Origin of the sequence: Bacillus sp. FDAARGOS_1420 (assembly GCF_019344915.1) — a bacterium.
Taxonomy (GTDB): domain Bacteria; phylum Bacillota; class Bacilli; order Bacillales; family Bacillaceae_G; genus Bacillus_A; species Bacillus_A mycoides.
In genome coordinates this window covers 1,930,168-1,956,394 of the sequence record NZ_JAHWJB010000002.1, presented here as the reverse complement: position 1 = coordinate 1,956,394, position 26,227 = coordinate 1,930,168, and the positions used below count along the sequence as shown (strand labels likewise).

The following is a 26,227-nucleotide window of genomic DNA, read 5'->3' as shown; positions in this document are numbered from 1 at the left end:
GGGCTGTTATTTTACTATAAATGACACTTTAGAGAAGTGGGAGGAATAAACTTGGAAAACGAAGAACAAGGAAGAATTGAAAATCAAGTGTATTCAAATCGAGTAGTGAGATCAGAATTTGATGAGAATTGGGAAACTTGTATTTCAAAAAGTGGTTATGTAATCTATGTAGCTACAAGTGATCATGCTGAAGTAATAGTTTTACTTTCAGATGGTTCAAGTAAATTATTAATCTTCGAAAAAGGTGGTAAAGTAGTAGTAGGTGGCGGTGGAACGAGTCATTACAGCAAACCGCATATTGCAAGAAACATTTAATGTAAAAATGATAATCGAGAAGAGGCTGGTAACCTTATAGTCTTTAATTTTTATATGGAGATACGTATAATAAAGTTAGTTTTTGTTTTAGATTCTGGCGTTTTTTGTAACAAAAATAAGATGGAAAAGATCTTTAACGTATAAAGGTCTTTTTTGTTTTATTCACAAATAAAATTAATAGAGGTGAGCTATTAATGAAAAATATTGGAACAACCTATGTTCTTTCGGGAGTTCTCCTATTTGGCCTTACATATATAACTTCCGCAATTTACGCGGGTTCATTAGAAATTTGGGATAGACTAAGCGGGAAATTCTTTACTGCATTTTATGAAATTCATGGTACAACTTTATCTATAATTTCAATTTGTTTTATAATAGTGGGGATATACTGTATACATAAAAAAGTGTAGTGAAAAACAATCAGCCTTTCAGGTACTATACATGAAAGGCTGATTGTTTTTCTGTGTTGAAGGAGTCTTTTAGAAGAATTGTAGTTTTTAGATTGATAGTTAAAACTGTAACTGCTTATGTATAATTAATATTATTTCGTCAAATGAATGTCACATAAAAGTCTTATAGTGTATATAGAAAGTGAAACATATACAAAGCAGGAGATGAAATGATGAAAAAGGCACTACAATATATATTCATATTATTTACGTTAGTTACTTTAAGTTATGTAATTTATATTAACTATGAAAAGCAGAAAGAGATTAAAAATAATAAGCAAGTAATTAGTGAAGTTGCAAAGAGGTATGATATTCCAGATTGGATACCATTATCAATTGCGGATCATGAAACAAAATTTAACCGAAAAGCAATAGGAGATAACGGAACATCTTTTGGATTATTCCAATTACATCGTGGTGGATTAGCACCAGTGCAATTATCGGAAGAGAGTTTAGTGGATTCGCGTATAAATACAACGATAGCAATTTCAAGTATGGTCAAATCGTATGAACGTGGTGTGAAAAAAGGATTGCAGGATTGGGAGTTGCTTAAATATGTTGCTAATACATCAGGGTGGCCAGGAAACTTAGGGGGAGAATGGACAGATAATAATACGAAATATAATAAAGGGCTAGAACAATCATATCAATTATATAAAAAAGAGAAGTAGATATAAAAAGGCATTTTCAATTTGGGGAAATGTCTTTTTTATGTTATAGTATAAAAGTGTTTGGGCGTTATGTTATTTCGATATATCTTCAAATTTGTTATGTAGTATTTTTATATTAAATAACTACTAAAATCATTTTTTTATATAAGGAGTAAGAAGTAGGAATATGAAAAATATAGATTTTATACTAGAAAGTGATGAAACATTAAAACCGTCAGAACGATTAGTACTATTATTATTAGAGAAGCATAGAATGTTATATACGAACGATCTATTAGCTCTTTCAAATTTATCATATAAAACATTAACAGATTCACTAACAGCACTCGTTTTAAAGTCTTATGTTTTAAAGGATACAGGTAAGGGAAGAAGGCAGAATTGTTATAGATTAGTATGATAAGAGTACTGCTATAGATTCTTGCTATATACGTATTTTTCAAATGTAAGGATAAATTCCATTTTTATTTTCAAATGATAAAAAACTATTAATTTAAGTAAATAGCCGGTTTTGATATGTAAAGAGTTCATGGCTGCTAAATATATAATTTCATTTCATTTTTAATAATGTTTATTAGTTGTAAGTGAAAACGATATTTTTTTAAAACAATTATAAAAATGAAACTAAAAAACAATCTACTCATTAGAGTCGGTTGTTTTTTTATTAGGATAACGAATTATAAAAATAATATTATTATGTAAACTTAATTATTTAGAAAGGAACATGTGATTATTAATGGAATTTATTAAGGGGTACTTAATATTTCTATACATGGAGGTTCATTATGGAACAAATCATATCAATATCACAAGCAGTCATAAGCGGGGAAAAAGAAAAGGTAGTAGAAATCATTAATACGGATCCAAGTTTTGTTAACTCATTTAGTGAAGATGGATGGACACCGCTTCACTTAGCTGCTTATTTTGGACAGAAAGAAATTGCAAGTTTCCTTTTAGAACAGGGAGCAGAAATATATATTAGAGCAAAAAACGAAAATGAAAATACACCTCTTCAAGCAGCAATTGCGAATAAGCAAAGCGAGCTTGTAGCTTTCTTAATTGAAAAGGGATCAGATGTGAATGCTGTGCAAAGTGGTGGCTGGACAGGACTTCATGAAGCAGCTTTATTAGGAAATGAAGAAATCATTATATTACTTCTTGAAAATGGTGCTAATAAAATGATTAAGAAAAATGATGGGAAAACCGCATATGATATTGCTTTAGAAAAAGAGCATGAATCCCTATTACATCATTTGCAAGAGGGAGTGAGCTTATGATTAGCCACTGGAATGTAGGGGTTTTTCTTTTTAATGAAGTGGAAGTGTTAGATTTTGCGGGTCCATTTGAAGTTTTTTCCGTTACAGCAACAAGTGAAGGTCAACCATTTACAGTTCATACTGTTAGTCAAGATGGAGAAATGATTACAGCGAGAAATGGATTAAAGGTACAACCGGACTATAGTATCGAAAACTTGCCTCCAGTTGATATTTTAATTATTCCTGGTGGGTTAGGTGTTAGAGAAAACGAAATGAAAAATGAAATAATAACAAATTGGATCCGCGAGCAAATGAAAGAAGTAAAGTTAATGACTTCTGTTTGTACCGGTGCGCTTTTACTTGCGAAAGCTGGATTACTCGATGGCTTCAAAGCGACAACACATTGGGCAAGTATTGAAAGTTTTAGAAATGATTTTCCGAATGTGGAAGTATTAGAGAATGTAAAGTTTGTAGATGAGGGGCATATTATTACGTCTGGTGGAATTTCAGCCGGAATTAATATGTCATTTCATATTGTGAAAAATTTGTTGGGTGCTGAGGTTGCTGAAGAAACAGCGAAGAGAATGGAATATGATATTGATTTACAATATTAAATATGATATTGATTTACAATATTAAATATAAAACAAGACGAGCAGTTGGATATTTCCAGCTGCTCGTCTTGTTTTATATTGACTGAATATGCGCTAATTCCTCATCTGTAAGAATCGGGCGGATAGACGAGTCTGCATTTTCTTTCGCTTGTTTTTCTGTTTTTGCGCCAGGAATTGCGACCGATACCGCTGGATGAGTGAGGACATAACGAAGTGCAAGTTGCCCTAAGGTTTGATTTTCATTTGAGAGTAATCGTAGTTTCTCTACTTTTTGTAAATCATCTTGAAACCACTTTTCTTTTGGCCATTCTTGGCGTAAATCTCCGTCAAGAAAAGTTGTTTTATTTGTAAACTTTCCAGTTAATATCCCCATTTTTAAAGGGCCGCGTATAACAGCTCCTAAATTGTTCTCCTGTAGGTAGGGCAGTATGTCGTTTTCTGGTTTTCGGTTTAATATGTTGTAATCAAGTTGCACAACATCAATTTCATCATTTTTATTGAAGTGTTTTATATATTGTATGTCGTGAGTTGAAACACCAACAGCTCTTACTTTTCCGTCCCGTTTTAATATTTCAAATGCTCGTAAAAATGCTTCTGTTTCTTCTTGTTTATCCCACCAAATGTGACAGAAATAAACATCAATATAATCTGTTTCTAGGCGTAGTAAGCTAGTTTCAAATACTGCGATCACTTTTTCGGCAGTATTATAAACAGGCTCTCCACTTGGATCATAGTGATGCCCAATTAAACCGCCTTTCGTTGATAAAACGATATTATTACGGTGCTCTCTTATCGCTTGAGTTACTAACCTTTCACTATGTCCTAATCCGTATACATCAGCAGTATCAATAAAGTTTACGCCGCATTCAATGGCTTTCTTCATAGCGGTTATAGATTGTGTGTCGTTAACAGGACCCCATTCATCGCCGCCAATCGCCCACGCTCCAAAGCCAATTTCAGAAACAGTAATTCCAGTTTTACCTAATGTACGGTAGTGCATCATTTTCCCCTCCTTGTAAGCATGTTATAACATCGGTATGCAAAACTAGAATTTATATGTGTAAAAATATTTTCTACAATTGGGGAAAAAGAATAACATAAACTACTATTTTATAGCAGCATAAATAAAAATTCTCATTTTAAATACAGAGATGTCGTCGAACGCTATCTCTAATTGGTTAATTTGTGAGATTTTTTTGTGAAGGAGGTTATTTTATAAGAATAGAATTTAAGTTAGTAAGAGATCGTGCCTATGGTAGTGAGAAAATATGGGTTAGGGGGATTTGAAAATGAGGAAACTCAAAAGAGTCAATGTTCCTAATATACCAGAGCAACTATCACAGCCTAACGACAAGCGAACTATAAATAAGAAGAAGTTAAGGCGTTTTATTTTCATGTTCATTTTTATTGCTGCGACTACTTTGTACGTTCAATATATTTTAACGAAACAACAAGAAGTAATTAATGGCAAAAAAAATACTATAACAAATCAAAAGAAACAATTAGTTTCTTTAAAGAAAGATCAAGGTTCTTTAAAGACTAACATTGAGAATTTAACCGATAATGAAGAAGAGATTTTAAAGTTTGCTAGAAAAGAGTATCAATTTTCTAAGTCAAACGAAACAATATTCGTATTGCCAAAGTGAAGTGGTGGAACAGTTAGCGATAGCTAACTGTTTTTTGATGTATGAGGGAAAAGTTGTTTGTAGTGTGAATGTCATGGTACAAGGAGCAATGACATATTGTAAAAATGAGAAGTTTGAGCCAATTTTAATTGTTTCAAGAGATTTTCATAATTATGGAATATATGTCAAAATAAATATTGTTAAAATTCTGTCAATTGTATATAATACAAGGTAAGCGGATACATTTTTTAATCAACGTTGAGTTAACAGCTTATACGTCTGTTAAGAAAACCGTTATCCTCGTATAAGAAAGGAAGATAGCTGTGTACGCTTCAAATACAATTTACGTCGTAGGGGATGCGAAAGCACCTCAAAATAATCCCATTACCGAAAAGTTCAAAAGTTATTTTGTAGCATTTGTACTTGAGAAGGATACAGGGGAAATTGTAGATGCAGATTGCTCAGCCACAATTGCATTAACATCTCAATTTGTTAAATATTTGTTTCTACATAAAAATATTAATGACCCAGCATTAGTAACAGAAATAAAAAATCGATACTTCGGTTCGTCTCAAAAGGCGCTACTTGTAGCGCTAAAGGATGCACAGAAAAAATATAATCAGATCGCTGCTTTGTCTACCCATTCATAGACAAAATCCAGCCGTAAGAATCTTCTTATGGCTGGATTTTTTTGTTTCGCATTAACGGAAAAGCCACCCGGGGATTAAAGTATCACTCTATAAACAATGAAAGGATGAACAAAATGAAAATTACCGATGTGAAGGTAAACCGCCGACATGTAAAGCTTCATACACCGTTTAAAACTGCGCTTCGCACTGTAACGGAAATCGAAAGTATAGATGTGTTTATTCATACAGATGAAGGGATTGTTGGAAAAGGAGCTGCTGCAGCAACACCGGTTATTACAGGTGATTTTGCCAACGGGATTGAGGAAGCAATATTAGGGCCAATTCGCTCCGTATTAGTTGATAAAGATGTGCTACAATTTCAAACGTTATTGTTACGCATTCAAATGAGCTGTATAGGAAATACAAGTGCGAAAGCGGCGGTAGATATGGCTTTATACGATGTATATTGTCGATTTCACAACATACCGTTATATGCATTGTTAGGTGGGAAGAAAGAGATTCATACTGATATTACAGTAAGTGTGGATGAGCCTTTATTAATGGCAAAAGAAGCGAAAAAGCATATCGACAAGGGATTCCAAACATTGAAAATTAAGGTGGGTAAAGAGGCACATTTAGATTTAGAACGCATAGAGGCAATTCGAAATGTAGTTCCAAAGAATACGACGTTACGTTTAGATGCAAATCAAGGATGGAAACCGAAAGAAGCGGTTTCTATTATTAGAGAAATGGAGAATAGAAATTTAAATATAGAATTTGTAGAACAACCAGTTCATGCGAAAGATTGGGAAGGATTAAAGTACGTGAAGGACAATGTACAAACGCCTATTATGGCAGATGAAAGTATGTTTTCGGCAAGCGATGCATTAAAGATTGTCCAAGGAGGATATGCAGACCTACTTAATATTAAATTAATGAAATGCGGCGGCATACGAGAAGCCTGGAAAATTGCAGATATTGCGGAAGCTGCAGGTGTGAAGTGTATGGTAGGAAGTATGATGGAACCTTCACTTTCAGTTAGCGCTGTTGCCCATTTAGCTGCGGCACATCCGAACATTCATTACTTTGATCTTGATGCACCGTTATGGTTAGTGGAAGACCCGGAAGGAATGACTTACAATGGTCCAAAGGTAAACCTGCATTCTGTAGTGAATATACAATCTTAGAAGTAGTACCTAGTAAACTATCTTTTAAGGGGGATATATATGAAAAAAGTAGGAACTGCATTTTTGACAACCTTATTTATATTTTCATCGTTTACATCGGCAAATGCTGAAGAGAAGAAGGATAATAAAGCATTTATAGATGTATCTGCTGCAACGTTATGGACTGCACCTGACTCATTACGACCAATTGATGCACCGAGCGCAACAAATCCAGTTGATTTATGGAAGTGGACGAAATCAATGACGCTAGATGAGAAGCTTTGGTTAACGAGTGCAAATAAATTAGAAACGCAAGCGCTACTCGGTCAAGAAGTAACAGTAATTGATAAAAAAGGTGATTGGGTAAAAGTACTAGTGCACGGACAGCCAACGCCGCGAAATGAAGAAGGGTATCCAGGGTGGATGCCTGAAAAACAATTAACGTATAATCAAGAATTTGTAGATAAAACAAACGGACCTTTCGTATTAATAACGAAACCGACAGCAATTGTATATATTAACCCTTCTGAAAAACATAAATCACTTGAAGTCAGCTATAATACGCGTTTACCGTTATTAAGTGAAGATACGATCTCATACCGCGTATTGTTGCCAAATGGTCAGAAGGCGTGGCTACGGAAAAATGATGGAACTGTTTACCGTTCTCCAAATGATATTCCGGCTCCAACCGCTGATGATTTAATAAACACCGGAAAAATGTTTTTAGGATTACCGTATATATGGGCTGGTACAAGTGGTTTTGGATTTGATTGCTCTGGATTTACACATACGATTTATAAATCACATGGCATTACAATACCGAGGGATTCTGGGCCACAATCAAAAGCAGGAATTGCGGTTGATAAAGAAAACCTACAAAAGGGCGATTTAATATTCTTTGCACATAATCAAGGAAAAGGTAGTGTTCATCACGTTGCCATGTATATTGGTGATGGAAATATGATTCACTCACCGAGAGCTGAAAGATCGGTAGAAATTATACCGCTAAATACACCAGGATATATAGAAGAATACGCTGGTGCTCGTCGTTACTTACCTTAAAAAAGATAGGGGGGCTTTATATGAAGAAGGTTGTTCGCTACTCATTAGTTAGTACTCTACTTGTATCTTCATTTTTAGTAGGCTGTGCTAAAGAAAAAACAGCTACAAAGCCGAAAGATGAGAAGAAAGTATTACAACTATTAGAAACGGGTGAAATTCCGTCACTAAATTCCGGAAAAGTAACAGACGCCGTATCGTTTAATGTTTTAAACAATGTAATGGAAGGGTTATTCCGTTTATCGAAAAATGATGAAGTGATTGAGGCTGGAGCACAGAAATATGAAGTGAGTAAAGACGGAAAGACTTATACATTCCACTTGCGTGATGCGAAATGGTCTAACGGCGATCCAGTAACAGCTCATGATTACGTATATGCTTGGAAGCAACTTATTAATCCAGATACAGTCTCTCAATATGCATATATTGCGTACGATGTGAAAAATGCGGAGAAGATAAATAAGAAACAATTAGGCTTAGAAGAATTAGGTGTGAAAGCAAAGGATGATAAAACGTTCGTTGTAGAGCTGGAACATCCTGTACCGTATTTTACGAAACTACTCATTTTACCATCTTTCTATCCAATTAATGAAAAATATGCGAAGGAGCAAGGTGATAAATACGGGTTAGAGGCAAATAAAGCGATATATAATGGGCCGTTTACATTATCAGAGTGGAAGCACGAAGCGAGCTTTACAATGAAGAAAAACGATAAATATTGGGATAAAAAAGAAGTGAAATTAGATGAAGTAAACTACCAAATTGTTAAAGAAATTTCAACTTCGGTAAATTTATATGAAACAGATAAGGTAGATAGAGCTGTCATTTCAACAGAATTCGTAGATAAATATAAAAACAATAAAGAGCTAAAACAATATACAGATCCGGTTATGTACTTCTTCCGTTTTAATGAAAATGTACCAATTCTTAAAAATAAAAATGCAAGGCTTGCGCTAAGTACAGTGTTTGATAAGAAAGGGCTTGCGACTTCATTTTTAAATGATGGATCAGTTGCTGCGAATTATTACGTACCAAAAGGATTTTTAAAAGGACCAGATAAGAAAGATTTTAGAAGTACGGCAGGTGAGTTTAATAAGACTGATGTAAAACAAGCGAAAGAATATTGGGAGAAGGCGAAGCAAGAGACAGGCACAAATGAAGTGACGTTAGAACTATTAAACTATGACTTAGAGAACTTTAAAAAGGTAGGCGAATATATTAAAGAACAGCTTGAGAAAAACTTACCGGGGCTAAAAGTAAATGTGAAATTACAACCACATACGCAAAAACTAGCGTTAGAGAAGAAAAAAGAATACGAAATGTCGTTATCACGTTGGTTACCTGATTATCCAGATCCAATGACATACTTAGAAGTTTTCCTTTCGGGAAGTACCGTAAATAATACAGGATATGCAAATCCAGAATATGATGCGTTAATTAAGAAGATTAAAACAGAATTAGGTAATGATGAAAAAGCTCGTTGGAAAGCACTGCAAGATGCGGAAAAAGTGCTCCTTGATGATGCGGTAATTGCACCAGTATTCCAGCGCGGTCTTTCTTACTTACAAAAACCATATGTGAAAGAATTATATGTACATCAATTCGGTCCAGCTACAAGTTTAAAATGGGCAGATGTACAAAAATAAAGTGATGGAGAAACAGACTTCACGTATGTGATAGTCTGTTTTTTCTTATAGCTTCAAATGAATTATAGACATTTTATAAGTTTTTTCATCGCTTAAAAATAAAATTATTACATAAATTCCAGTGTGAAATTTATGTAGAATCTTGTATAATTAACATGTTTCTTTGGAAGCATTTTCTTGCGCTATTTGTATAGGACTTAATAGAGCAAGGGAGGAAATACATACATGTATATAATAGATAAATAGAATGGAACATGTATAGAAAAAAGGAGAAAAATGATGACGTGTCATAAACAAGGGTTACAATTTATTCGTAATAGAAAGAGGAATAAACGATGAAGATGAAGCATGCTTTCGGACCAATTATTTTAGCCTGTGTACTCTTTTTCATTGTATTGCTTATTCCATCTAAGAGTTTAGTATCACTAATAAGCGATAAAAAGATAGAAGATGCAGCAACGTCCTTACAAAAAGAGAAATTACAAAGTGTTTTCTTGCAACAGAAAATGTTAGAGAATTCGCAGTATTTACCGATGTATGGTTCATCAGAGTTTTTACGAATGGATGCATATCATCCATCTAACTATTTTAAAGTAAATCCAGCAGGTTTTACTCCATTTTTAATAGGGACTGGTGGTACGCAAAGCTTGGCTCATATATTAAATATGACGTCTACAATGGATGAATTAGAAGGTAAAAAGGTAGTCTTTGTTCTTTCACCACAATGGTTTACAAAAACCGGTGTATCACAAGGGGATTTTACAAATAATTTCTCCAAACAACAAGCATATCACTTTATTTTTAATGACGAAATAAAGCCTGAAATGAAGAAAAAAATCGCGAAACGTTTACTAGATTATAAAGTTGTTCGTAAGGATGCGATATTAAGTAGTTCGCTAGAAAGTATTGTATATAACGATACAAAACATAACATAAAAGCTGGACTAGCTAAACCGCTAGCGTATATGTACCGGAACATTTTAGATCATCGAGATTTATTTAACTCTCTATTTAAGATCGAACCGATGAAAGAGGAAACAAATATGGGATTACGTTCGCTTTCTTGGGAAGATGCACGTAAACATGCGGAACAAGAAGGTAAAGTAGGATCCACAACAAATACATTCGGAATTGAAAATCCATATTATTATAAACATAATTTAAAGAAAAAATTAAAAGGTTTAAAAAACTTTAGAGCAAATGAATCGTATGATGATTCACCAGAATATGATGACTTACAAATTGTTTTAGATCTTTTCAAAGAAAAAAATGTAAAACCAATCTTTATTTCTGTGCCTGTAAACGGACCGTGGTATGATTACGCTGGTTTCCCGAAAGAACGTCGTGATGTGTATTATAATAAGGTTCGCGATCAAGTCGAGAAAGCAGGATACCCAGTAGTCGATTTTTCTAGCCATGAATATGATAAGTATTTCTTAAAAGATACAATTCATTTAGGCTGGAAAGGATGGATCTATTTTGATGAAGCAGTGCAGAAGTTTTACTCTGAAAAATAATGCATAAACAATAGAAACAGGAATGGCAATAAAGCCGTTCCTGTTTTTTAGTATAGAGGATTTTGGTGTGGGCAATTTGGGAAGGCGTGTATATCTTGAATTTGTCTAAATTCATAATGTTTCATGGCGAACTGGGCTTGGTAAAGGTATTCGTAAACAAATAATTGATTATTTTGAACGCCGCATAAAACGCCGGAAGTTCCTTGCCCATTAATAAGAGAAACACCAACAGGGCGTCCGATTAAGTATGGTACTTTTTGCTGCCAATGCATAGGGGGATCACTCCTTTTTGAGTTACTATACGAAATTACAAATGAATTGTAACTTATCCAAGTAAATCTTAAACTGGAGGGTTTTAATGAAATGTCTAGAAATCATTAATATGAATGAATTATTTGTGTGGAAGAGGAGTGCATTATGGAGAAAGGAAGAATTCTGGAAGAAAAGTTAAATCTAATAGAATGGTGCCAAACATTGAATGGAATATCGGAGGATATATGGTTTCAACCATTTAAAAAAGGTTCATGGGCAATTGCGGATGTAATTTCACATTTTATTGTTTGGGATGAGTTTCTAATGAAGTATAGAATTTCATATTTTGTAAGCGGGAAATCTGTACCTATCGTTCCAACAGATGTTGAGGAAATGAATAAGGGTGCAATAAAATATGCAAGGTCTGGTATTTCAAAAGAAGAACTAATAGATCAATTTAGCTTTACTCGTAAACAATTAGTAGACCAAATTGAGCGAATTCCTGCTCGTAATTTTAATAATGACTATCAATTTGGTACAAAAAAGGTGAGGTTAAATAATTATTTTCCATCACTCATTCGGCATGACTTAAAGCATAAAGAAGAAATAATGCAATTTCTAATACATAATCAAGCCTATAATAAAAACCGCTATAATTCTAAATGAATTTATAGCGGTTTTATTTATATTCTTAAGCAAGCTTTTTACGTTTTTTTGCCCACTTTTTTATTACGAAATATAAAATAATAAGAACAACCCCGCCAATAGCGAAAGATTGCACATATGGTCCAGCAACGTCATTTATATTACCCCAGTTTTCTCCAAGTTTTTCACCTAAATAAATGAAAATGATAGACCAAGGAATAATCGCAAGTCCTGTTAATGTAATGAAACGTGAAATTGGCATTTTAGTAATCCCAGCTGGAATTGAAATTGCATGACGAACGACAGGGATAAAACGTGCAGTGAAAATTACGCCAGTTCCGTATCGATTAAACCAATCTTCAGCAGCATCAATTTGTTTTTTATGAATGAAAATATACTTTCCGTAACGTTCTAATACAGGGCGACCACCATATCGTCCAATCCAATAAACAAAAACTTGGGCAATAACGCCGCCAATTGTACCGAATATAACTGCGCCCACAAATGAGATACTTCCATTTGATACTAAGTAACCTGCATAAGCTAGGACAATCTCACTTGGAATAATTTCAATCATAAGTCCGAGCATAATGCCCCAATAACCTAATCCTTCAAAAAACGTTAATACTGAGTGAATAAAACTACTTAACATTGTTGCACCTTCTAATTTATGAATTTTGAATATAAGCCCCTTTATTTAACAATATAAAAGGTTCACTATATGCAGATTATACCTTATTTAATGAACATATTACCATTTCAATACTTTTTTATATCTTGTATTTGTTTTCCTAGTATTTATAGTAAACGATATAAATTGAGTTTTCATGAAGAGAGAATGAAAGGAGTATTAAAAATTTCTCATATTTAAAGAGAAGGAAAGGACGGATAGACTGAAAATTTTGTATAATGATGTAAGTGTGAATTTACAAAGGGGGAGAGTTTATGCGTCTTACAGATCCTATTTACGGACCAATTACTATTCAAAATAGAGATATCATAGGGTTGATCGATACTAAAGCATTTCGAAGGTTGGCCTATATTAAACAGCAAGGGCATACATATTTTTTACATAAGAACGCAATACATACAAGAAAAGAGCATTCGATAGGTGTATATGTACTGGTAAATAAAGCGATAGAACATCTTACAGGCGTTGGGGATTTTAGTTTGTCAGAATATGAGCGAAAGCTAGTGTCCACTGTAGCTCTTCTCCATGATATTGGACATGGTCCATATTCACATTGTTTTCAGCAAATATCAGGTGAGGATCATGGTGATTGGACTGTTCGAATGATTCAGGAGGATGAGGAAATACGCACGATTTTAAATCAGACTTCTGGATTATTAGAAGATGTAACGAAAGCTTTAACCGAAGATGGAGTTTTTCCGATTATAGATGAGCTATTATTTAATTCATTAGGAATGGATCAATTAGATTTTTGGAATAGAGATTTATATTATTCCACGCTTGAATTGGAGGGCTTACGAATAGAAGAATTGATTGCTAATATGCGTTTTATTAACGGTAAACTTGTTATTGAAGAATCAGGAATCCCTTTGATCGAACAACTAATGAAAATAAAAGAAGGGCTTTACAATAATGGCTTTGGCCATCCATTTGTAATAGGGAAAGACTTATTAATACAATCTATTTTTAAAAAGGTAGAGGAGAAAAATCTTTCGTTCTATACTCCTGAGTTACAAAATTTCTTTCATAAAGGGGAGAGGTTAGAAGTAGAGGACTTTCTTCCGTTACAAGATGAAATGATTTTAAATGAAATAAAGTATTTTGCAAAATCAGACGACATAGAAATAGCGACGTTAATCCAGCTATATTTTTCAGCTTCTAAAAGTTTATCATTTGAAAAGGGACTAGAGGGTGATTTTAAAAAGGAAAATAGCACCTTAGCAGTAATAACTGAAAAAAAGGCTTACAGTTCATACATGGGTGGTATTTATGTTTATAGTAATGATCAGTTAGAGGATATTATAGAACAATCACCTTTCATTCAAGAGATAGTAAAATTGCCTAAAAAAGAATATGCGTATTCAATTTAAATTGGTTCGAAAATTTAAAAATGAATGAGGTAGAAATATGGATTGGAAAGAACGTCTTTTAGAATTGGATGATATGCCAATTATATTAGAATGATATAACGACGAAGATTTACATAACATAGCAGATGTGAAATCATTTAAGCGATATACAATCGAAGAGCTTCGGCAGTATTGGACTGGAAAATTGTCGCGGTCTTATGCGAGTTATCATGTAATAGTAGTAGAGGATGAAGTAATAGGGAGAGTCGGATTAAAAAAGAAGCAATATGACGATGCGTGCGTGATGGAATACTCTATCCTCATTGGTGTTTCGAATTTATATTCAAAAGGGCTTGGAACGGAGATTACAAAGTATTTTATTAGTAAATCATTTTTAGATCCGGATATACAAGCCGTTGTATTGCAAGTTAGGGAAGATAATAAGAGGGCCATTCGTTGTTATGAGAAAGCTGGATTTAAAAAAGAAAAGTCGTATATAGAGAATCAAGTGAAAGTGTATGATATGCATAGAATTAAGAAAGAGGAAAAAATTACATATAATTAATTCTGAATGTACTGTAAATTAAGGGAGGCAAATGAAATACATGAAACATAAAATTGCTTTACTGGCCGATGTCCATGGTAATGCAACTGCTTTAAAAGCAGTTATCGAAGATTCTATTAAAGAAAGTGTGACTGATTATTGGTTTTTAGGAGATTTAATTATGCCTGGGCCTGGATCGAATGATTTATTTGAGATGTTAGAGAGTATTAACGTTGATACTTATGTTCAAGGGAATTGGGAAGATAGCTTTCTTGATGTGCTTAATAAAAACATTGATATTAATAACGCTACTGATATTTATGTTTCTAGATTAGTGCAGTATCAATGTGAAAATCTGGATAAAAACTATATAAATCATATTAAAAATCTACCATTACATATAACAAAACGGGTGAATGATTTATCTATCAGTATTAGTCATAATCTACCAAATAAAAATTATGGAGGAGATTTATGGCCCACTAATAATCAGGGAAATTTTGATCAGTTATTTGATCATGATTATGATATTGCAATTTACGCTCATACCCATCACCAATTGTTACGCTATAGTAGCAATGATCAATTAATTATTAACCCAGGAACTATTGGACAACCTTTTTACAGATGGGACAAGTTAAACTCTGACCTACGTGCTCAGTATGCAATTCTTGAAATTGATGAGGCAGGGATTGCAGAGGTGAGATTTAAAAAAATTTCTTATGATGTAGAAAAGGAATTAAAAAATGCTATTAATAAACAACTTCCGTATATTGATTTATATCGAGAACTGCTCGAAACAGGAAAAACCCATACTCATGATATTGAATTATTACAAAAAATTAATGATAAATTCAATTATAGGGATGAAGTAATTAGATTTATGGAAAAAATCGGTTAGGAATCTAATGGAATGAAATTTAGATTTTAAAAGAATTTCTGATTAAATTGTTTAGTGTAGTTAAGTATCTTACATCGAGGGAAAATAAGCATAACCCTGTTCTCAATATACGACAGGGTTATGCTTGTTTTCGTCTTTAAAATTAAATACCTTTTTGTTATAAAAAAAATAGAAGCAATTCTGCTCCTATTTTTTACGGCTTCACATCTAAATTTTGTAAAAATAACGTTGCTGAAACGTAACGTTTTGCTAGCATTTGTACATAAGCGGTATGTACAGAAAGTGTGGCGATAATAATAGCGTTACGAATTGCTTCGCGTTGTTCGTTATTAATTTGATCGAACTTACTTGCTATTTTATCAGCCTTTTCTTTTACGATATTTTCGATCGTATGAACTGTATCTGTAGCATTTAGTTGTAAGCAATTCCCTTGATTCAGTTCTTCAAATAAAGAAGAATAAGCTACATATAAATGAAGAGGATTAATTAAATCATCACTTCGATCGGCCGGGTCATTTACGATGAGTCGTAATAGTTTGCGAATAGATTCAAAATCAAGCGCTGTTTTTAAATCTTCGACAATGAATAGTAATGCTGCTTGTTCGATTGAGTATTTTTTCCCTTTTTGAGGTGAGCCAATCATTTCTTTTATATCTCGTTTCACCCAGTTTTGCATAGCAGTTACAGAGAAACTCGTGTTTTCAATCTGATTGCCAAGCGCAACTATTTCATTTAAAGAAAAACCGACATCCGTATCGTCAATCTTAATCAATTTTTCAAAAATAGGTGAAAGTGCGGTTGTAATAAAAGCAGTAACGCTTTGTCCGCTTTCAATATCTTTTTTATGTGACTTTGCCCAAGCTTCTTGTAAAATGCCGAGAGGCTTCTTCGTATTCCATCCTCTTAGTGATAGAAGGAGCGTTGCCATTTCGTTTCGTGTGAGATGAAATGTTTCCATCTTTTCACCTCCAAAATTATAAAAAGTTCTTATGAACTTATAATATGTTTTGTTTCATTTAAAGTCAATTCCGTTTTGCTTAATTTTTCCTATGTCATGAAATTGTCGTAAGTAAATAATGCTTGCATATTTCGACAAAAGTTCATATAATAAGTTCATAAGAACCTTTAAAATGGTTTTAAAACAAATCTATCATTCTGAATTTACTAGAAAGGTAGATTTCACATATATCTATATAAAAGGAGAATGGATATAATATGTTGAAAAAACTTGTAGCAGTAATGACAGCATTCATGGTTATCTTTGGAGCAAGTAGCTTTATGTTCGTAAATCACGCGGAAGCGAAAAGTTACAAATCTGGTAAAAAATCATATACACCAAGTTCAGGTCAAAAGTCAAAAGTTGATTTAAACAAAAAAGATTCTAATGTGAATTCACAAAAAACGACAACTGATTCAAAAACAAAAGCAACAAACACAGCGCCAAAAAGTAATAAAGGTGGCTTTATGAAAGGTTTATTACTAGGTGGTCTTGGTGGTTTACTAATGGGTAGCTTATTTGCAAATATGGGAGCTCTTGGTTCTGTATTAGCGTTTATGGTAAATATGTTATTAATGGCTGGTATCGTAATGTTAGCAGTTCGTGCATTTAAATACTTCAAAGATCAACGTAAGAAAAAGGCAGATGAAGTAGCATGGAAACAATAAAAATTTCTGAACAAGAGCTTATAAATGCGCTTTGCGTATATATCGCTGAAAAAAGACAAGTTGGTCCAGAAGAAGTTTCAGTTGAACTAATGTATGATGATGACTACGGTTTCTCTGCAGAAGTAGAGGTAAATGGTCGCCAGCAAATTTTAATTCAAGCAAACTTAATCGAAGCACTACGCTTGTTGCTTGATCGAGAATACAACGTCAATTCATTTGCTGCAAGATTGCAACTTGAATTAGATGATGAAGAAGGCATTTACGCATTAGCGAAATTTAATAATAATGAACAATAAAACTGTTAGAGCTGTATGCTCTAACAGTTTTTTATTTGGATTCATATTGTTAGTATGTTTCTTCTTTTGGGATAAAATCCAATTATTCATAAACTAATGAATTGGTAAAAGCATGTTATTATAATCAAGAATATTTTATGTTAATAGGAGGATATAATGAAAAATAAATTATTAGTAGCATTAGCTACGGTTTGTTTATCTTTAACTGCTTGCAATTCAACAGAACAAACGAAAGATGTACAAGCGAACGAAAAGAAAGATAATAATGTGGAACAACAAACTGGAACTACTAGTCCAAAAGCTAAAGAAATAACAGAAAAAAGTACAGTGGAGAGATTATCTCAAGATCATAATGTGTTATTAGAAGGTGATGGTGAGAATTCTTCTGACTTTTTTGAATTGAAATCTGGATTTGTCATTGCTGAGGTAGAACATACAGGAGAAAGTAATGCGATTCTTGAGTTGAAAGACGAACAAGGTAATGACGCTGGTTCACTTTCAAATTTTATTGGTAATGGAAAAGAAAAAAGGTTAGTTCTCATAAAAAAGAGCGGTAAATATTTCATTAATCCTACAGCGGATGGTCATTGGAAAGTTAATATGTCACAGTCTATTTCAATGGATAAAGTAATAACAACTCCGGGAACAATTAGTGGCCATGGATCTGATGCTGTTTTTGTAAAACTTGAAAAAGGCTTGAAAGAGTTACATGGTGTACATATGAACGGTGAAAGTAATTTTATTGTTGAATTAAATGATAGTATAGTATTTAATGAAATTGGTGCAGCTGATACAACGAAAAAAATGCCTGTAAAAGAAAACGGTATACATATATTCACTATTCAAGCAGATGGTGATTGGACAATTGAAGTGAAATAATTTGAAAAGCTCCTCTTATTGTTGTTGATAAGGGGAGCTTTTTGTCATAGAAAGTGTAGTATAAGTATATTAAATAATTTCTTGTTGCTTATATGAAGTATCCTTTTTAGAATGAAAATCACGCCAAAGTTCATTCATCTTCCGTCTACCAACACCAATCATCGGATTAAACTGAATCGCAGCTTTCTGACGTACAGTGTGAACATTTTGAATTGCTTGTTGTAAATGTTTTTCAATCGAATTAGATGTTTTATTAGCTTGTTTTACGATTGAATATCCAGCAACCGTTCCTTGCGCCATCGCGATTTTTCCGCTTTCAATTCCAGTAATATTTCCAGCTACAAATAAACCTGGAAGAGGGGTTTCCATTTCTTCTGAATGAAGTGGAACATGTCCGCCTAATTCTGGAATGTAATGGAAAGGGCATCCCGCTACAGCCGCAAGCTCAGCAAGCGGATATAAACCTCCGGCTATACAAACGAAGTCTGCCTCATATATCTTTTCTGATCCGTTAATAATATTCCCTTTAGAGTCAATGTTAGCAACACGAACACCTTCAACTTGTTCCGCTCCGATAATCTCAAGTGCAGCTTTACGAAGATGAAGCGGCGTCCCGTTTATTTTCATGCCGCTATTTGGATAAAATGTTAATCCAACTTTTCGAATCCAATCATACTTCATAAAACGACTACCTATACGTAGGAAAGCAGATGGGGCGAGGTGAGCCGCATTTAAGAGTGAGTTTAAAACTTCTTCTGGTTCACCGGCTTTTTGGCTTAATTCGCTTTTTTCAGGGAGTACAATATGATCCACTGTGATTCCAGCTAATTGCAATTCATTTAAAATGGCGAAAGACAAAATGTTAGCGCCAATTATGATTCCTTTTTTTCCAACTTGTACGCGGTGAACATTTGTCATAACTTGAGCTGCTCCAATTGACATAACTCCTGGAAGTGTCCAGCCAGGTAGGGGAATAGAATACTCCGCAGCCCCAGTAGCAATTAGTACGAACGGTGCTTCTAGCGTACCGATATTTGTATGCACGAACCAAGACCCCTCATCTTCATCTAAGTTATATACGGAAACACCGCACCGAATATCGACTGAAAGAGATTTTGCTTCTTCGTGAAGGCGTTTTGACTCTTCTATTCCGTTCCACCATTCTCCAGTAGGCTCTTGATGCAACTGTCCTAACAATCTCCCGCCCGGCTTCATAAATTCATCAATAACAAGTACGTTAAGTCCAAAACGTGCACAAGAGATGGAAGCTGATAATCCTGCTGGTCCTGCACCAATAATAATTACATCGATCATCGCTTTTTCACCATCGCTCTCACGATATTTGGATGCTGTTTTCCGCTGTCAACAACCATATCGTTTTCAACTACAGTTAAGCAAGCTCGTACGTTCGTTTGATTGTTTACAGTCACGCGGCATTCAGAACAATGCCCGATATTACAATAAATACCTCGCGGAGTTCCGCTATCTTCATGCACTCTTAACGTTCTTATTCCGTTTGCAAGTAGAGCGGCCGCTATCGTTTCATGTCCATATGCTTCGTATTGTTGACCGTTAAATTGAAAAGTGATGTGCTGATTATTATTTAAACTACCTAAAATAGGGTGATTTGTAATTCTACTCATGATTTTCACCTACCGCTCCAAAAGTAACCGCACGTATTGGTGGTTGATATTTTAAAGGTATTTCATTGGGAGTTATGTCAGGGTTTGTACTTTCAATCATTCGATCTATCATTATTCTACATGTGCGACCACCACAAAATCCCATGCCAGCACGTGTTCTTAGTTTTAATTCTCTTGCCGAGCATTTATATTCAGCAATTGTCGATTGAAGTTGTCCGTATGTAACTTCTTCACAACGACAAACAATTAAGTTCTCTTTATTCGTCATATGTATTCCTCCTCTAGTTCGGTTTACATAAATTATTATGCAAAAACTATGCCAATATAGAGGAGGAGAGGGATTATCCCGCTATTTGCTGGGCAGTAAGACCCCACCTCAAAATTCAGTGAAAGCAAAGAAGTTAGGTGGGGGTCGGGCTGCCCGTAAAAGCCCGATTGGTGAGGGCTGATAATCAAGTGGGGATGAACAAAACCCCCACTGATTAAAGTTTCACTTTATTGTAACCCCAGTCTTTTTAAACGGTTATATAAAGTGGCCCTCGTTACGCCAAGTTGTTTCGCACATTCTAATTTATTACCATCTAAAATGCGTAAAGCTCTTTCAATTACCTTTTTCTCGTGCTCATCCATTTCTTCTTGTAAAGAAAGAATCGTATTATTGTTGCTGAGTAATAGGGAGTGAGCTGTATGATTGTCTAAAGTTTCATTTGTATGAAATGGTAAATATTCTTGTTTAATAATGCCGTCTGTCGCAAATACGACGAGTCTTTCAACTACGTTGCGGAGCTCGCGAATATTACCAGGCCAATTGTAATGAAGTAGTTCATGCATAATATTTGAAGGTAAGTCTCGAATAGGCCTGTTATAGTTTATTGAAAAATCGTTTAAAAAGGAGTACGTCAATTCGATAATATCCTCTCGTCTTTCGCGCAGCGGTGGAATAAGCAAGCTAACTACATTTAAGCGATAGTATAAATCTTCTCGGAAAGTTCCTTTTCTCATTTCTTCTTGTAAATCACGGTTTGTAGCAGCGATAATACGGAAATCAATATTGATTTCTTTTTCTCCACCAACTCGGTAATACTTTCGTTCCTGCAGTACACGCAAAAGTTTCACTTGCATATCGAGCGGCATCTCGCCTATTTCATCGAGGAATAAAGTACCGCCTTGTGCAAGTTCTATTTTACCTTTCTTACCTTTACTATTTGCACCAGAAAAAGCCCCACGCTCGTAACCAAATAATTCACTTTCAAATAACGCTTCTGGGATTGCGCCGCAGTTAATTGAAATGAAAGGGGCATTTGCTGTTTCGCTTGCTTCATGAATTGCTTTCGCAAACACTTCTTTTCCAACTCCGCTTTCTCCTAGTATTAAGACCGTAGATTTCACTGAACAAACCTTTCTAGCTAATTGAATCGTTCTTTGTATAACAGGGCTTTTTCCATTCATCGCAAGGAAAGGATCGGATGTATCTTTATATTTTGCTACTTCTTGTTCTAAACGGTGCATTTCATGAGACATATTAAATAGTTTTTCATTTAATACGACTTGATTTGTAACATCCGTTTCTGAAACGACTGCTCCAATAATTTTATCGTTGCAATAAACGGGGTTTGAATTAATTAATACGAACAAATCTGGACGGGGCTGATGGAACTGAGCAATTATGCTTTTTCCGTCATGTAATGATTGCAGAATTTCTAAATCTTTATAATCAAAAAAACGGGTGATGGGTTGTCCGATAATTTCATTATGGTTCACTGAAAAAATCTTTTCAGCGCCATCTGTCCAAGTACGAACGCATTCTTTATCGTCGATGACTGTAACAGAAGAATCAGACGTTTGAATAACAGTGTTATAAAAAGCTAGTAGTTCATTGTAATACTTATAAAGAAAAGGAATCATTTGCTGAGCAGTTATACAGCATAAAGGCTCTTGATTTTCTTTAATGATGACAACGGATAGTTCATGAGAAAATGCGTCGATTAAAGTAGTGAAAGAGTCATCTTCATATATAACTGCGCACCTCCATTCCTCAGTAGGTGAATGGAGGTAATAAAATTTTTCACCTACTTGTTTCATGCTCTTAACGATACTTGTACAATCAATTGACAAAAATTTTATTAACTCTTTTATTGTTGGGAATGAAAATGCCATATTGTCCTCCTGTTATGTATAAAAATTTAGACAGTGATAAAAAAATAATACACCTATTTACGATAAATTTAAAATATTTTTACAAATAAAAATTATTTCATATAAATAGTTCTGTATGTAGAGTTGGCACACCACTTGCATAAATAGAAAGTGAGAGATTTAGGAGAAAGGAGGGGTGCTATGTGAGACACTGTGACGTTTTAATAATAGGCGGTGGTATTATAGGATGTTCTATCGCTTATTACACATCAAAATACGGAAGAGACGTAACAATCATCGAAAAAGGAGAATTTGTTAGTGGGACGTCTTCACGGTGTGACGGGAACATTTTGGCTATTGATAAAGACCCAGGATTTGATAGTCAAATGTCGTTAGTAAGTCAAAAATTAGTAACTGAATTAAGTGAAGAGTTGGAACACTCATTTGAATATAGGGCGCCAGGAAGCATTCTCGTTTGTGAATCAGACGAAGAGATGGAGGCAGCGCAGCAATGGGTAAATCGTCAAAAAGAGGCTGGCTTACCATTTCGAATGCTTGATAGGCAAGATATAAGAGAGGAATCACCATTTTTTGCGGATGATTTATTAGGTGGTTTAGAATGCGCAACTGATTCGACTGTAAATCCATATCTTCTTGCTTTTTCACTTCTTACAGAATCGAAGAAATTTGGTACGAAAGCTTTTAATCATACAGAAGTTAAAGAAGTGAAAAGAGATATAGACGGTTCCTTTATTGTAGAAACGACAAATGGAACGTTTACTGCGAAACAAGTGGTGAACGCAGCCGGTGTGTGGGCTCCTAAAATCGGACAGATGTTAGATGTGAATATCCCAATTGAGCCGAGAAAGGGACATATTATTGTAGCTTCAAGGCAACAACACGTTGGATGCCGTAAAGTAATGGAATTTGGTTATTTAATTTCTAAATTTGGTGGAAAACGAAAAGTGGATGCTTTAACTGAGAAATACGGGGTAGCTCTTGTATTTGAACCGACAGAAAGCCAAAATTTTTTAATTGGTAGTAGTAGAGAGTTTGTAGGTTTTCATACGAGGATAAATAACGAGGTTATTAAATGTATTGCAAATAGAGCAATTCGTTTTTATCCGAAAATGGCAGATATGATGGTGATTCGTTCATATGCTGGATTACGCCCGTGGACAGAAGATCATTTGCCAATCATTTCAGGAGTGGAACATATTCCGAACTACTTTATAGCAGCAGGACATGAAGGTGATGGAATTAGTCTTGCGGCAGTTACTGGGAAAGTGATTGAAGAGTTATTAAATGAAAAAGAAACAATCATTCCTATTGAACCACTTCGTTTGAGTCGTTTTACAGAAAGGGTGTTAAACGGATGAGGTCACAAAGAGTCTTTACGACAATTGATACACATACGGGCGGGAATCCAACGAGGACATTAATTAGCGGACTTCCTAAGTTAATTGGAGAGACGATGGCAGAGAAGATGTTACATATGAAAAGAGAGTATGACTGGATTCGGAAATTGTTAATGAATGAACCTCGTGGTCATGATGTAATGTCAGGGGCATTATTAACTGATCCGTGTCATCCTGAAGCTGATATAGGTGTTATATACATAGAGACAGGTGGATATTTGCCGATGTGTGGCCACGATACAATCGGTGTATGTACAGCTTTAGTTGAATCAGGTTTAATTCCAGTAATTGAACCTGTTACTTCTTTAAAGCTAGATACACCAGCTGGCTTAGTTGAAGTAGATATTTCTGTTCAAGATGGGAAAGCGAAAGAAATCTCCTTCTGTAACATACCAGCCTTTTTACTGAAAAATATTTCTGTACACGTCGAAGAAATTGGAACTGTAGAGGCGGATATTGCGTATGGAGGGAATTTTTATGCCATTATCGATGCGAAGTCAGTAGGTTTAGAGTTAGTACCAGAAAACGCATCTACAATCATTGATAAGGCGATTCATATTAGAAATACAATTAATGAGAAGTTTGAAATCATTCATCCAGAGTATTCGTTTATAAGAGGATTAACACATGTTGAATTTTATACAGATCCTACTCATGAAAGTGTGCATGTGAAAAATACAGTTGTTGTTCCGCCAGGAGGAATTGATCGATCTCCATGTGGCACAGGAACATCAGCGAAGTTAGCTGTATTATACGCTCATAAAAAAATTAAAATCGATGAAGAGTTTATTCATGAGAGTATCGTTGGTTCATTATTTAAAGGGTGTGTCATAAATACGACATATGTGGAAAATATTGAAGCTGTAATAACGAAAATTACAGGATCAGCTTGGCTTATGGGTATGCATAGATTTTTTTACAATGAAAAGGATCCACTTAAAGAAGGCTTTTTGCTAATTCCGCCGATGGAACATGAAACGGAGGATGTAAAATGAATATTCAAAAAATGTATACAGCAGTAGACGTACACGTAAATGGCGAGGCGTTTCGTGTAATGAAAGACGTACCATGCAAATACTATTACAGTTTGGAGCAATTAAACGAACAATTTTCAGGTGAATTAGTAGAAGAAATGAAGCTTTTATTAAATGAACCACGTGGTTTTATCGGTTTAAATGGATGTATTGTCGTTCCTTCTATTCATAATGAAGTGGATGCAGCTGTATTGTTTTTTAATCATGAAGGATCCATTCCTCTTCATTACGGAGGCATTGTCGCAGTAATAACGATGTTACTAGAAAGCGGGTATTTAAAAAAGAGAGAGTCTAATCAATACAAAATCGAAACGCTATCTGGCATATTTTCAGTGGATGCATATGTAGAGAATGATGAAGTTGTATCTGTTTCGTTTGAAAGTAAACTATGTTATATGATTGAAAAAAATTTAAAGATTGGTAATATAAGTTACTCTCTCATACAGGCAGATAAAGTATATGCAGTTGTAGAAAAGGATACGTATTCGCCAGAAATCAGTATTGAAAACATCTCTAAATTAAAAAAATGGGGTGAAGCTACACTTCAAAATATACAAAAACAGTCATTAATAAAAAGACTTATTTTAGTAGATTCTATGCAAAAAGAAAAGAACCATATAAAGTCGATTACATTTCATGAAGATAACTTTATAGTACGTTCACCAGGTTTTGTTTCTACTATTGTGTCTTATGTTCATGCTTTATTTAAAAATGAATATATAGCGGATAAACCTTTTAAAAATGAAAGTATTTTTAATAGCTTTATAACAGTAGAAAAAGTGAAGAAAGAAGAACTCGGATATATTTTCCGATTTGAAAGTAGAGGGTTTATTACAGGTATGCAAACATTTATATTAGATCCTACCGATCCGTTTCCAACAGGTTTCTTATTAAAATAATATGTTAAAGGGAGAGAGAAAGATGCAAAATATTAAAGGGGCATTTCCAGTATTAATAACACCAATGGATGAGTTTCAAGAGATTGATTGGAAAGGTGTAAAACAAAACGTAAACTACTTTATTGAGCAAAAAGTAGCTGGAATTATTATTAATGGAAGTACGGGAGAATTTGTTAGTTTATCAAAAGAAGAACGATTCAACATGGTAGAAACAGTATTAAAAGAAGTTGATGGCCGTATTCCAGTTATTGTTGGAACTGCTGCGGAGACGACGAAAGAAACGATTGAATATACGAAACATGCAGAAGCGCACGGAGCAGATTGTGCCTTAATTATAAACTCGTATTACTGTAAACCGAAAGAAGAGGAAATTTATTTTCATTTTAAAGAAATCTCAAACGCTGTAAATATACCAATTATGCTATACAATAATCCATTTACTTCTGGTGTTGATATGAGTACAGAGCTAATGCTCCGTATTGGAAAAGAATGTGAAAATGTTACACATATTAAAGAATCTAGCGGAGATATTCGAAAAGCGAGAGATTTAGTAAGACAAGGCGAAGGTGCTTTTCAAGTCTTCTGTGGATCTGAAGATTTAGTTATGGAATCTTATTTAGTTGGTGCATCGGGATGGGTTTCAGTAGCAGGAAATATCGTTCCAGGACTCGTTACGAAAATGTATGAGCATTTTCAAAATGGTGAATTAGAAAAAGCGTGGGAAATGAACGATGCTATTTTACCTCTTTGTGAGTTTCTTGAAGGATCAGGGAAATATGTACAAATCGTTAAACGTTCAATGGAATTACACGGACAAGTCGGCGGACCTTCTCGCTATCCGAGATTAGGATTAACGGAAGAAGAAGATCAAAAGCTTCAAACGATTTTATCAGAAATTGCAGCTCATGCAGCTGTTTAAATAAGGAGGAGA

General features: G+C 34.4%; 31 protein-coding genes and 1 pseudogene. 24 read left to right on the top strand and 8 right to left on the bottom strand.

Annotated features, from left to right (window positions below):
* Nucleotides 1–51: 51 nt before the first annotated feature.
* The 6 genes from I6L50_RS20270 (at nucleotide 52) to I6L50_RS20250 (ending at nucleotide 3,302) form a co-directional block, all read left to right on the top strand.
* Nucleotides 52–315, top strand: coding sequence for a hypothetical protein (locus tag I6L50_RS20270; protein ID WP_002142115.1), 264 nt, complete (start codon nucleotides 52–54; stop codon nucleotides 313–315).
* 194 nt (nucleotides 316–509) lie between these two features.
* A complete protein-coding gene (locus I6L50_RS35685; protein ID WP_307897017.1) occupies nucleotides 510–725 on the top strand; it encodes a hypothetical protein in 216 nt (71 codons plus the stop codon).
* Between the two features lie 209 nt (nucleotides 726–934).
* A complete protein-coding gene (locus tag I6L50_RS20265) occupies nucleotides 935–1,435 on the top strand; it encodes a transglycosylase SLT domain-containing protein (RefSeq protein WP_113937483.1) in 501 nt (166 codons plus the stop codon).
* Nucleotides 1,436–1,601: 166 nt separating this feature from the next.
* On the top strand, nucleotides 1,602–1,832 hold the full coding sequence (locus I6L50_RS20260) for a hypothetical protein (protein WP_000789035.1): 231 nt from the start codon (nucleotides 1,602–1,604) through the stop codon (nucleotides 1,830–1,832).
* Nucleotides 1,833–2,217: 385 nt separating this feature from the next.
* Nucleotides 2,218–2,709, top strand: coding sequence for an ankyrin repeat domain-containing protein (locus I6L50_RS20255; RefSeq protein WP_219302674.1), 492 nt, complete (start codon nucleotides 2,218–2,220; stop codon nucleotides 2,707–2,709).
* Nucleotides 2,706–3,302, top strand: a complete 597-nt coding sequence (locus I6L50_RS20250) for a DJ-1/PfpI family protein (protein WP_219302672.1) — start codon at nucleotides 2,706–2,708, stop codon at nucleotides 3,300–3,302. The genes I6L50_RS20255 and I6L50_RS20250 overlap by 4 nt, the downstream gene beginning before the upstream one ends.
* A gap of 73 nt (nucleotides 3,303–3,375) precedes the next feature.
* Here the strand turns inward: I6L50_RS20250 and I6L50_RS20245 are convergent, their stop codons facing one another.
* Nucleotides 3,376–4,302 (bottom strand): aldo/keto reductase, encoded by a 927-nt coding sequence (locus I6L50_RS20245; protein WP_219302670.1) that lies wholly within the window; start codon nucleotides 4,300–4,302, stop codon nucleotides 3,376–3,378.
* 289 nt (nucleotides 4,303–4,591) lie between these two features.
* Between I6L50_RS20245 and I6L50_RS20240 the strand changes: the two genes are divergently transcribed.
* The 7 genes from I6L50_RS20240 (at nucleotide 4,592) to dltD (ending at nucleotide 10,944) form a co-directional block, all read left to right on the top strand.
* Nucleotides 4,592–4,948, top strand: a complete 357-nt coding sequence (locus I6L50_RS20240; RefSeq protein ID WP_002085024.1) for an FtsB family cell division protein — start codon at nucleotides 4,592–4,594, stop codon at nucleotides 4,946–4,948.
* Nucleotides 4,887–5,162, top strand: a complete 276-nt coding sequence (locus I6L50_RS20235) for a hypothetical protein (RefSeq protein ID WP_113937479.1) — start codon at nucleotides 4,887–4,889, stop codon at nucleotides 5,160–5,162. Before I6L50_RS20240 ends, I6L50_RS20235 begins: the two co-directional genes overlap by 62 nt.
* Before the next feature lie 88 nt (nucleotides 5,163–5,250).
* A complete protein-coding gene (locus tag I6L50_RS20230; RefSeq protein WP_002012954.1) occupies nucleotides 5,251–5,577 on the top strand; it encodes a DUF3870 domain-containing protein in 327 nt (108 codons plus the stop codon).
* Between the two features lie 104 nt (nucleotides 5,578–5,681).
* Nucleotides 5,682–6,743 (top strand): dipeptide epimerase, encoded by a 1,062-nt coding sequence (locus tag I6L50_RS20225; protein WP_219302669.1) that lies wholly within the window; start codon nucleotides 5,682–5,684, stop codon nucleotides 6,741–6,743.
* Between the two features lie 39 nt (nucleotides 6,744–6,782).
* Nucleotides 6,783–7,784, top strand: coding sequence for a C40 family peptidase (locus I6L50_RS20220; RefSeq protein WP_219302667.1), 1,002 nt, complete (start codon nucleotides 6,783–6,785; stop codon nucleotides 7,782–7,784).
* 20 nt (nucleotides 7,785–7,804) lie between these two features.
* Nucleotides 7,805–9,427 (top strand): peptide ABC transporter substrate-binding protein, encoded by a 1,623-nt coding sequence (locus I6L50_RS20215; RefSeq protein WP_219302665.1) that lies wholly within the window; start codon nucleotides 7,805–7,807, stop codon nucleotides 9,425–9,427.
* 335 nt (nucleotides 9,428–9,762) lie between these two features.
* The gene (gene dltD, locus I6L50_RS20210) at nucleotides 9,763–10,944 is read left to right on the top strand and encodes a D-alanyl-lipoteichoic acid biosynthesis protein DltD (protein ID WP_219302663.1); all 1,182 of its coding nucleotides are present in this window, start codon (nucleotides 9,763–9,765) and stop codon (nucleotides 10,942–10,944) included.
* Nucleotides 10,945–10,991: 47 nt separating this feature from the next.
* Here the strand turns inward: dltD and I6L50_RS20205 are convergent, their stop codons facing one another.
* Nucleotides 10,992–11,216 carry a hypothetical protein gene (locus I6L50_RS20205; RefSeq protein WP_219302661.1) on the bottom strand — a complete coding sequence of 75 codons (225 nt, stop codon included), beginning with the start codon at nucleotides 11,214–11,216 and terminating at the stop codon, nucleotides 10,992–10,994.
* A gap of 145 nt (nucleotides 11,217–11,361) precedes the next feature.
* Between I6L50_RS20205 and I6L50_RS20200 the strand changes: the two genes are divergently transcribed.
* Nucleotides 11,362–11,862: a DinB family protein gene (locus I6L50_RS20200; RefSeq protein WP_219302660.1), complete on the top strand. Its 501-nt coding sequence runs from the start codon at nucleotides 11,362–11,364 to the stop codon at nucleotides 11,860–11,862.
* 25 nt (nucleotides 11,863–11,887) lie between these two features.
* Here the strand turns inward: I6L50_RS20200 and uptA are convergent, their stop codons facing one another.
* Nucleotides 11,888–12,493 (bottom strand): undecaprenyl phosphate transporter UptA, encoded by a 606-nt coding sequence (uptA, locus tag I6L50_RS20195; RefSeq protein WP_219302658.1) that lies wholly within the window; start codon nucleotides 12,491–12,493, stop codon nucleotides 11,888–11,890.
* Between the two features lie 293 nt (nucleotides 12,494–12,786).
* On the opposite strand from uptA, the gene I6L50_RS20190 reads away from it, so the two are divergent.
* From I6L50_RS20190 to I6L50_RS20180, 3 genes and pseudogenes are all read left to right on the top strand, one after another.
* Nucleotides 12,787–13,902, top strand: coding sequence for an HD domain-containing protein (locus I6L50_RS20190; RefSeq protein WP_219302656.1), 1,116 nt, complete (start codon nucleotides 12,787–12,789; stop codon nucleotides 13,900–13,902).
* A 37-nt stretch (nucleotides 13,903–13,939) separates the two neighbouring features.
* Nucleotides 13,940–14,446: pseudogene (locus I6L50_RS20185) on the top strand (GNAT family N-acetyltransferase).
* A 40-nt stretch (nucleotides 14,447–14,486) separates the two neighbouring features.
* Nucleotides 14,487–15,326 (top strand): metallophosphoesterase family protein, encoded by an 840-nt coding sequence (locus I6L50_RS20180; protein WP_219302655.1) that lies wholly within the window; start codon nucleotides 14,487–14,489, stop codon nucleotides 15,324–15,326.
* Nucleotides 15,327–15,519: 193 nt separating this feature from the next.
* On the opposite strand, the gene I6L50_RS20175 is transcribed toward I6L50_RS20180, so the two are convergent.
* Entirely contained in the window at nucleotides 15,520–16,284 is a 765-nt protein-coding gene (locus tag I6L50_RS20175) for a DUF1836 domain-containing protein (protein ID WP_002065900.1), read from the bottom strand.
* A 257-nt stretch (nucleotides 16,285–16,541) separates the two neighbouring features.
* Here I6L50_RS20175 and I6L50_RS20170 point away from each other — a divergent pair, with 257 nt between their 5' ends.
* The 3 genes from I6L50_RS20170 (at nucleotide 16,542) to I6L50_RS20160 (ending at nucleotide 18,166) form a co-directional block, all read left to right on the top strand.
* Complete coding sequence (locus I6L50_RS20170) at nucleotides 16,542–16,991, top strand: hypothetical protein (protein WP_219302653.1); 450 nt, start codon at nucleotides 16,542–16,544, stop codon at nucleotides 16,989–16,991.
* Complete coding sequence (locus tag I6L50_RS20165) at nucleotides 16,979–17,287, top strand: YxcD family protein (protein WP_000447767.1); 309 nt, start codon at nucleotides 16,979–16,981, stop codon at nucleotides 17,285–17,287. Before I6L50_RS20170 ends, I6L50_RS20165 begins: the two co-directional genes overlap by 13 nt.
* Nucleotides 17,288–17,443: 156 nt before the next feature.
* On the top strand, nucleotides 17,444–18,166 hold the full coding sequence (locus I6L50_RS20160) for a hypothetical protein (protein ID WP_219302651.1): 723 nt from the start codon (nucleotides 17,444–17,446) through the stop codon (nucleotides 18,164–18,166).
* A gap of 69 nt (nucleotides 18,167–18,235) precedes the next feature.
* On the opposite strand, the gene I6L50_RS20155 is transcribed toward I6L50_RS20160, so the two are convergent.
* The 4 genes from I6L50_RS20155 to I6L50_RS20140 all read right to left on the bottom strand — a co-directional run bounded on the left by I6L50_RS20155 (nucleotide 18,236) and on the right by I6L50_RS20140 (nucleotide 21,966).
* Complete coding sequence (locus tag I6L50_RS20155) at nucleotides 18,236–19,480, bottom strand: NAD(P)/FAD-dependent oxidoreductase (protein ID WP_219302649.1); 1,245 nt, start codon at nucleotides 19,478–19,480, stop codon at nucleotides 18,236–18,238.
* Nucleotides 19,477–19,809: a (2Fe-2S)-binding protein gene (locus I6L50_RS20150; RefSeq protein WP_033708466.1), complete on the bottom strand. Its 333-nt coding sequence runs from the start codon at nucleotides 19,807–19,809 to the stop codon at nucleotides 19,477–19,479. The genes I6L50_RS20155 and I6L50_RS20150 overlap by 4 nt, the downstream gene beginning before the upstream one ends.
* The gene (locus I6L50_RS20145; RefSeq protein WP_219302647.1) at nucleotides 19,802–20,077 is read right to left on the bottom strand and encodes a (2Fe-2S)-binding protein; all 276 of its coding nucleotides are present in this window, start codon (nucleotides 20,075–20,077) and stop codon (nucleotides 19,802–19,804) included. Before I6L50_RS20145 ends, I6L50_RS20150 begins: the two co-directional genes overlap by 8 nt.
* Before the next feature lie 227 nt (nucleotides 20,078–20,304).
* The gene (locus I6L50_RS20140) at nucleotides 20,305–21,966 is read right to left on the bottom strand and encodes a sigma-54 interaction domain-containing protein (protein WP_219302645.1); all 1,662 of its coding nucleotides are present in this window, start codon (nucleotides 21,964–21,966) and stop codon (nucleotides 20,305–20,307) included.
* A 182-nt stretch (nucleotides 21,967–22,148) separates the two neighbouring features.
* Between I6L50_RS20140 and I6L50_RS20135 the strand changes: the two genes are divergently transcribed.
* The 4 genes from I6L50_RS20135 to dapA are packed head-to-tail and all read left to right on the top strand — an operon-like array spanning nucleotide 22,149 to nucleotide 26,215.
* Nucleotides 22,149–23,324 carry an NAD(P)/FAD-dependent oxidoreductase gene (locus tag I6L50_RS20135; protein ID WP_219302643.1) on the top strand — a complete coding sequence of 392 codons (1,176 nt, stop codon included), beginning with the start codon at nucleotides 22,149–22,151 and terminating at the stop codon, nucleotides 23,322–23,324.
* Nucleotides 23,321–24,358 carry a proline racemase family protein gene (locus I6L50_RS20130; protein WP_219302641.1) on the top strand — a complete coding sequence of 346 codons (1,038 nt, stop codon included), beginning with the start codon at nucleotides 23,321–23,323 and terminating at the stop codon, nucleotides 24,356–24,358. Before I6L50_RS20135 ends, I6L50_RS20130 begins: the two co-directional genes overlap by 4 nt.
* Nucleotides 24,355–25,296, top strand: a complete 942-nt coding sequence (locus I6L50_RS20125; RefSeq protein ID WP_219302639.1) for a proline racemase family protein — start codon at nucleotides 24,355–24,357, stop codon at nucleotides 25,294–25,296. The genes I6L50_RS20130 and I6L50_RS20125 overlap by 4 nt, the downstream gene beginning before the upstream one ends.
* Before the next feature lie 22 nt (nucleotides 25,297–25,318).
* Nucleotides 25,319–26,215: a 4-hydroxy-tetrahydrodipicolinate synthase gene (gene dapA, locus I6L50_RS20120; RefSeq protein WP_219302637.1), complete on the top strand. Its 897-nt coding sequence runs from the start codon at nucleotides 25,319–25,321 to the stop codon at nucleotides 26,213–26,215.
* The last annotated feature ends 12 nt before the right edge of the window (nucleotides 26,216–26,227 follow it).

What these genes read in the sequence shown, in the direction of transcription:
- I6L50_RS35685 (WP_307897017.1), top strand. Translation starts at nt 510, where the DNA reads ATGAAAAATATTGGAACAACCTATGTTCTTTCGGGAGTTCTCCTATTT.
- I6L50_RS20265 (WP_113937483.1), top strand. Translation starts at nt 935, where the DNA reads ATGATGAAAAAGGCACTACAATATATATTCATATTATTTACGTTAGTT.
- I6L50_RS20260 (WP_000789035.1), top strand. Translation starts at nt 1,602, where the DNA reads ATGAAAAATATAGATTTTATACTAGAAAGTGATGAAACATTAAAACCG.
- I6L50_RS20255 (WP_219302674.1), top strand. Translation starts at nt 2,218, where the DNA reads ATGGAACAAATCATATCAATATCACAAGCAGTCATAAGCGGGGAAAAA.
- I6L50_RS20250 (WP_219302672.1), top strand. Translation starts at nt 2,706, where the DNA reads ATGATTAGCCACTGGAATGTAGGGGTTTTTCTTTTTAATGAAGTGGAA.
- I6L50_RS20245 (WP_219302670.1), bottom strand. Translation starts at nt 4,302, where the DNA reads ATGCACTACCGTACATTAGGTAAAACTGGAATTACTGTTTCTGAAATT.
- I6L50_RS20240 (WP_002085024.1), top strand. Translation starts at nt 4,592, where the DNA reads ATGAGGAAACTCAAAAGAGTCAATGTTCCTAATATACCAGAGCAACTA.
- I6L50_RS20225 (WP_219302669.1), top strand. Translation starts at nt 5,682, where the DNA reads ATGAACAAAATGAAAATTACCGATGTGAAGGTAAACCGCCGACATGTA.
- I6L50_RS20220 (WP_219302667.1), top strand. Translation starts at nt 6,783, where the DNA reads ATGAAAAAAGTAGGAACTGCATTTTTGACAACCTTATTTATATTTTCA.
- I6L50_RS20215 (WP_219302665.1), top strand. Translation starts at nt 7,805, where the DNA reads ATGAAGAAGGTTGTTCGCTACTCATTAGTTAGTACTCTACTTGTATCT.
- dltD (WP_219302663.1), top strand. Translation starts at nt 9,763, where the DNA reads ATGAAGATGAAGCATGCTTTCGGACCAATTATTTTAGCCTGTGTACTC.
- I6L50_RS20205 (WP_219302661.1), bottom strand. Translation starts at nt 11,216, where the DNA reads ATGCATTGGCAGCAAAAAGTACCATACTTAATCGGACGCCCTGTTGGT.
- I6L50_RS20200 (WP_219302660.1), top strand. Translation starts at nt 11,362, where the DNA reads ATGGAGAAAGGAAGAATTCTGGAAGAAAAGTTAAATCTAATAGAATGG.
- uptA (WP_219302658.1), bottom strand. Translation starts at nt 12,493, where the DNA reads ATGTTAAGTAGTTTTATTCACTCAGTATTAACGTTTTTTGAAGGATTA.
- I6L50_RS20190 (WP_219302656.1), top strand. Translation starts at nt 12,787, where the DNA reads ATGCGTCTTACAGATCCTATTTACGGACCAATTACTATTCAAAATAGA.
- I6L50_RS20180 (WP_219302655.1), top strand. Translation starts at nt 14,487, where the DNA reads ATGAAACATAAAATTGCTTTACTGGCCGATGTCCATGGTAATGCAACT.
- I6L50_RS20175 (WP_002065900.1), bottom strand. Translation starts at nt 16,284, where the DNA reads ATGGAAACATTTCATCTCACACGAAACGAAATGGCAACGCTCCTTCTA.
- I6L50_RS20170 (WP_219302653.1), top strand. Translation starts at nt 16,542, where the DNA reads ATGTTGAAAAAACTTGTAGCAGTAATGACAGCATTCATGGTTATCTTT.
- I6L50_RS20165 (WP_000447767.1), top strand. Translation starts at nt 16,979, where the DNA reads ATGGAAACAATAAAAATTTCTGAACAAGAGCTTATAAATGCGCTTTGC.
- I6L50_RS20160 (WP_219302651.1), top strand. Translation starts at nt 17,444, where the DNA reads ATGAAAAATAAATTATTAGTAGCATTAGCTACGGTTTGTTTATCTTTA.
- I6L50_RS20155 (WP_219302649.1), bottom strand. Translation starts at nt 19,480, where the DNA reads ATGATCGATGTAATTATTATTGGTGCAGGACCAGCAGGATTATCAGCT.
- I6L50_RS20150 (WP_033708466.1), bottom strand. Translation starts at nt 19,809, where the DNA reads ATGAGTAGAATTACAAATCACCCTATTTTAGGTAGTTTAAATAATAAT.
- I6L50_RS20145 (WP_219302647.1), bottom strand. Translation starts at nt 20,077, where the DNA reads ATGACGAATAAAGAGAACTTAATTGTTTGTCGTTGTGAAGAAGTTACA.
- I6L50_RS20140 (WP_219302645.1), bottom strand. Translation starts at nt 21,966, where the DNA reads ATGGCATTTTCATTCCCAACAATAAAAGAGTTAATAAAATTTTTGTCA.
- I6L50_RS20130 (WP_219302641.1), top strand. Translation starts at nt 23,321, where the DNA reads ATGAGGTCACAAAGAGTCTTTACGACAATTGATACACATACGGGCGGG.
- I6L50_RS20125 (WP_219302639.1), top strand. Translation starts at nt 24,355, where the DNA reads ATGAATATTCAAAAAATGTATACAGCAGTAGACGTACACGTAAATGGC.
- dapA (WP_219302637.1), top strand. Translation starts at nt 25,319, where the DNA reads ATGCAAAATATTAAAGGGGCATTTCCAGTATTAATAACACCAATGGAT.